The sequence below is a fragment of the Streptomyces sp. NRRL S-350 genome (assembly GCF_000719705.1).
GTDB lineage: Bacteria > Actinomycetota > Actinomycetes > Streptomycetales > Streptomycetaceae > Kitasatospora.
Map to the genome: position 1 here is coordinate 1 of NZ_JOHO01000126.1, position 5,146 is coordinate 5,146.

4 protein-coding genes are annotated in these 5,146 nt (G+C 68.4%); 3 read left to right on the forward strand and 1 reads right to left on the reverse strand.

Annotation, left to right across the window (positions count from 1 at the left end; translation table 11 throughout):
* Positions 1–172: 172 nt before the first annotated feature.
* From IF30_RS0139775 to IF30_RS0139785, 3 genes are all read left to right on the forward strand, one after another.
* Positions 173–754: a hypothetical protein gene (locus tag IF30_RS0139775; RefSeq protein ID WP_030247844.1), complete on the forward strand. Its 582-nt coding sequence runs from the start codon at positions 173–175 to the stop codon at positions 752–754.
* 785 nt (positions 755–1,539) lie between these two features.
* Complete coding sequence (locus tag IF30_RS0139780) at positions 1,540–2,568, forward strand: hypothetical protein (protein WP_030247846.1); 1,029 nt, start codon at positions 1,540–1,542, stop codon at positions 2,566–2,568.
* Between the two features lie 596 nt (positions 2,569–3,164).
* Complete coding sequence (locus IF30_RS0139785) at positions 3,165–3,491, forward strand: hypothetical protein (protein ID WP_158835966.1); 327 nt, start codon at positions 3,165–3,167, stop codon at positions 3,489–3,491.
* Between the two features lie 154 nt (positions 3,492–3,645).
* On the opposite strand, the gene IF30_RS0139790 is transcribed toward IF30_RS0139785, so the two are convergent.
* Positions 3,646–4,002, reverse strand: a complete 357-nt coding sequence (locus tag IF30_RS0139790; RefSeq protein WP_158835969.1) for a hypothetical protein — start codon at positions 4,000–4,002, stop codon at positions 3,646–3,648.
* Positions 4,003–5,146 lie beyond the last annotated feature (1,144 nt).

Below are 5,146 nucleotides of genomic sequence, written 5' to 3' on the forward strand. Positions count from 1 at the left end.
TGGCCAACCGGCAGCAGGCCGTCGCGGAGCTGTCCGCCGACTGCTGGTGCGGCCGGTGGTGCCGGGAGGTCCGCGACGACAACGACGACGGGTGGCGCGAGTACGACGACGCCGTGCCCATCGTCGCGACCACCCTCACAGCTGCCGGCGCGGGCACGGGCCGCTCGGGCCGGTGTGGTGGCGCTTCGGCCGCTCGGGCCGGCACTCCCTCATCGAGGCGCTGGAGAACCCGAACAACCGGGCCGCCTACGACCAGCGCCAGGCCGCCCGCGAAGACGAGCAGCAACGGGTCCACCAGGAGCTGATGGACTCCCTGGTCTGCATCGACTGCGGTGACGTTCCCGAAGAGGAGAGCACCTGGGTGTACGGCAGCCGGGAGTGGACCCGCCGCCCCGGCGGCCGCTGCTGGCCCTGCCACCAGGACCGCGAGGAGCGCCTGGAACGGGAGGCCGAAGAACAGCTGGAGGCTGCCCGCACAGCCAACGCCGCGCTGCGCCCGTGCTGGACGCGCCGGGGCTCGATCGGTGGGAAGGAGGGCTCGAAGCTGGAGCTGCGGGAGAAGGCCCGGCCGGACCGGTTGGAGTGCCCTGAGTGCGTACAGGCCCGCACCGCGAAGGGCTTGGGGCCGTTGATACTGCCGGTCCCGACCAAGCTCGAGCTGGTGGCCGCGCTGGTCTCCACTCCGGACGATCCGTGGTGGGAGGACCGCGTGCTGCACGCAAAGCTCTACCCGGCGAAGGACCGTGGGGTGTGACCTGTTGTGGTGTGTGGGGGTGGGATGGCCTCGCACAGCGTTGTTGTCTGGACCTTTGGTTGTGCCTGTCGGGGGTGTGGGGTGGTCGTGTGGGGTGGCCGTTTTGGTGACTGTGTGTGGTGGTGGGTGGGGGTCGGGGGCCGGGTCGGGCTGCTGGGGGGCGGCTGGGTGTTGCGGGCGTGTTTTCGGGGATGAATTCCGTCGTAATTCGGTTGGGTTGTTTTGGTGGTGTGGTTGCCGATGAGAGCCTGACTTCGGGCGGGCAATTGCTGGGTGGGGGTGGTGGCGGGTGGTGTTCGGTTTCGTCCGGGGTGGGCCCGTCGTCCCTGGTGGCCGTGCCGCTTCGCTGCGCCGTCCCGTCGTCCAGGCCGCGTGCCCTGTCCAGGCCCCGCTGCCGCCGTCCTGGGGCCACTGTCCGGGCCTGGCTGCGCGGCCGTGCGGGCCGTGCCCGCCGCTGCGCCCTTCGTCGGACGGCTGGGTGGCCGTCAGGCCGGCCTGGGCGGTGCCGTCCAGGCCGCTGTCCTGGCGGCCCCGTCCGGCGTCCTGTCCGCCGTCCGGGCGCCGCCCACCTTCGGTCAAGGCTGGTTGGTCCGCGCCGGTCACCTCTCGTGGCCCCGGTCGGTGAGACACAACCACTTCCTCAGCCCATCCCACCCGAACCCACCGACGTAGGGCCTGAAGCACCGGCCAAGGTCAGTCAGATGACTGATGCGCCGCTGCGCCGCCAAGTGCGACTGTCGGACCGGCCCGCTGGCGAGGCCTCATCCGGCACTTGAAGGAAAGTAGTGGACATGCACAACTCCTCGAAGCGGCGGCGGCTGTCGGCCGTGGCCCTGCTCACTGCGGCCTCGGTTGCGTTCCTCGGGGTCTCCTCGGCCCACGCCTCCCAGCCCGGGGAGGGGGCCAATTGGGCTCCCGAGATCGTTGGGGGCCACCGCGTCAACTCACCCGGGGTGATGGCGGAGTCCCGCGACCCGAACAATGACAACCTCCTCCAGGTGTGGCGGGCGAGCAACAACGCTCTCCGGCTGTCCGTCGGTCACGGCCAGGACATCGAGCTGGCCGGGGCCACGACGTATACGAACCCGGCGATGCACCTGACGGCGTCGAACGGCCAGTCGTCGACTTTCCGGGTATTCCACACTGGGACCAACGGATTCGTGTTCTACACGGAGGTGACCGTAAACGCAGGCAGTCAGACGCCCCAGGTACGGCCCGGATGGACCCAGGTCCCCAACAACGTGTCAACGCGCAACTTCTTGGCCGTGTCCGTGGTCGCGGCCCCGAACGGCAGCACCTTCATGACCTACCACTCGTCCAACAGCGACGAGGAGTGGAGCATCTACTTCAACGGGACATCGAACTCCTGGAACGCCCCGACCACGATTCCCGGTTCGAGGAGTGAGTCCACCTTTATGGTCGAAACGGATCTCAGCTCGTGGAATCCTAGCTGGCGGGGCACCATCATGGGCACCTGGCTCGGCACCGACGGACAGGTCAACGTCATCCGCCAGACCTATGGCCAGGGCAACTGGTGGGGGCACGAGATCCTTGCTGGCGTCCAAGGCACGGGCGCACCCTCTGTGGCGATCACGGACAATGGACGGGGGCAGGTGGCAGTCCGCCGGGCAAGCGACAACCGGATCGCCATTACCCGGGTCGACGTCACTGGCGGCTCGCAGGGCGGGTGGGACATGGAGTCGAATGGCTTCACGGCCCGGGCCTTCTCCCTCTTCGCCTACCATGCGGCGGTCTACTTGCTGGCTACCGGAGCCAACGGCGAGGTGGACTGGAAGCAGACCGGTCAGTACTGACGCCCGCGGACTGAATACGATCGCTAGCGCGCCGCGAGCCTCGCGCTCAGGAGGAAGCCATTTCCGAGGGGCCGCCAAGACCCGACCACCGCCGAAAGCCAGGTCCCTTTCCGGGAGTTCCTGCACCGTTCCTTTGCTTCGCCGTTCGGTGTCGCATTCCGGGGGAGGGACGCTGGGCAATCCTGAGCATTTCCCGGCGGTCTGGTCCTGGTGGTGGTGCTCGGCGGCCGGGTGGCTGGTGGTGGGGGTGCAACGCGGGGGTGCAACGCGGTGTTGCGCCAGGGTGCAACACGGGGCCGTGGTGCGGGTCTGACCAAGCGTTATGTGGCCTGGAGTGGGGGCGGCTGGGCGTGTTGCACCTCGTGTCGCACCGGGCTGAGCCGGTTGGCCGGTCTCGGCGGCTCCTGACCTGTGACAGCGAAGTCGGGACGGTTGTCACCGAAGTTGGGATAACGGCTGTTTGTGACAGCGATTCCGGGAAGCGGATCAGTTTGTGACAGCGAAGTTGGGAAGTGGGCGCCGTCTCGGCGAGGCACCAGTGCATGGTCGCTGGACTGGCGGGCTGCTGGCATCCGCAAGGCGTCATACTGCACGTCGTGGATCGCGAAGACCTGATTGCTGCCGTCGAACGGCATGGGACTGCTGCCGCCGGCCATGTTGCCCTGGCCCTGCGCGCTGGGGCTTCGTTTCGGGTGTGGGCCGGATCGACGGTGCCGGCCAGCCAGCTTCTCGATATCTGGGCATGGCGGGCCCGATGCATGGCGGAGGACGGCGTCGTCACCTGCAAGGACTTCGAGCAGGGATTGCCCGACCTTCGGCGTGCGGGTGACAGCCCGGTCGCCTTGGGACGAGTGAGCATCGCCGGAGACTCACGCTTGGTCTTCCTGGCCGCCGATCTGACCTCATGTGTTGCCGTGCTGTAGCGCTACGAGGCCGTTGACAGGGGTCTTTCCCAACTTCGATGTCACAAAATGGCGTTGTCCCAACTTCGCTGACAACCGTCCCGACTTCGCTGTCACGGGTCAGCTCCTCCGCCCTCCGCCAGCCGCCCGTCGTGCTGCGTGCTGGCTTGGGTGGTCAGGGTTGGGGTGTGGGGTTGAGGAGGGGGCGGAGGTGGTCGGGGAGGTTGGGGTGGTTTTGCCAGGGGGTGGCGAGGGCTTGGAGGGCTGCCCAGGTGGCGTGGGCGGTGGGGTCTGGCTGGTCGTGGCCGAGGCGGTGCCACAGCGCTTGGTAGAGGTGTTGGGAGGCTGCAAAGACCGCCTGGACGGCGTGGCCGACGACGGCGCGTTGCTCGTCCCGAAGGGGGTGCGGTGTGCCCGGGATACGGATGATGGGGCCGAGGGCGGCGTAGGCCTGGCCGTCGATGAAGTTGTGCAGGTCTCTCAGCTGCTGCCGTGTCGGCAGCATCGGCTCGGGTATGGCGGGAGAGGTCACCACGGCACGCTACCGCCCCGCCCGTGCCCACCCGGTGTCGCGCCCAGCTGCGCCCCGCCTCGACGGCCGCCCGCCGTCCCTGGCCCGGTGTTCGGTTTGGTGTCGTCGCTCCGGGAATTCATCGGTTGGCTTTGGGCGGGTTTTCCTGGGCGGTGTGGAAGGGCGGTTGCCGTGTCGGATGCGAGGGCCGTAGGCCCCTCTCTGGCGTGCCTGAATTCGATTCCTGACCGCTGCGCCCCGATAGGCTTTCTGATTTCCGCCTGAAAGGGAGCGGAAGGGGATTCTTATTCTCGCGGTGAGTGCGTCCGTGTATAGCCAGGATGGACAGCGTCCGCGAGGCTTCCTGTTCATGCCTCGCACCCGCCCGTGGCCCGGTAGGATAGAGCTGCGCGGAAGCCGTAGAAACGTCGCCGGATACGCTCGGGATTCCCGGTTCAGAATCGCGGTTGAGGGCCCGTCAGGGACCGTTCGTGCGGGGTGCTCGTGAGGGCCCGCCAAAGGGACCGGGGAGGCCCGAGCCGGACCGGTGGCCCGGGGACGTCTCCCGGGGGCCGCAGGCCCCGCTCCAGGGGCGAAGGCTGGGCCGCCAGCCCAGCAGCCGCAAGGCGAATACGCCCCCGAGTACCCCACCGGCCGGGCCCGGAGGAGGCCTCCGGGGGTGAGGTTGTGGTTACTACCGGAAGTCCACGACACATCGTCAACGCCGGGGAACGCAGGCCCCGGCCGGCACCCCCGCCCGATCGGGGGGATAGGCCACTACCCGAATTTCGAGTCACATCGTCAACGCCAACTCCCGGGCGCAGCCCCGGAACCCCTGCCAGCCAACCGGCCCGTAAGGCCGTGAAAACACCAGCCCAACAAGACCGGAATGCCGACCGACTGACGGGACGTAGGCCCGGGACAATGCCACCGGAAAGGCGGAGCTCAGCGATGCCCGACACCCACCACAACGGCGCGTGCCGCGCCCACGAATTCGCCACCGGCGAATTCCCCCAACCACCCACTACCCGCCCCGGCGCAGCCGGGGCCACACCACGCAAGGTGACGGCGCAGCCGGCACCCCCCCGCATCTGGCGGTGCGTCAGCACCGCCTGAGGAGCCGTCAGGCGACGACTAAGTCGTAGGCTGTCTCTTATACACATCT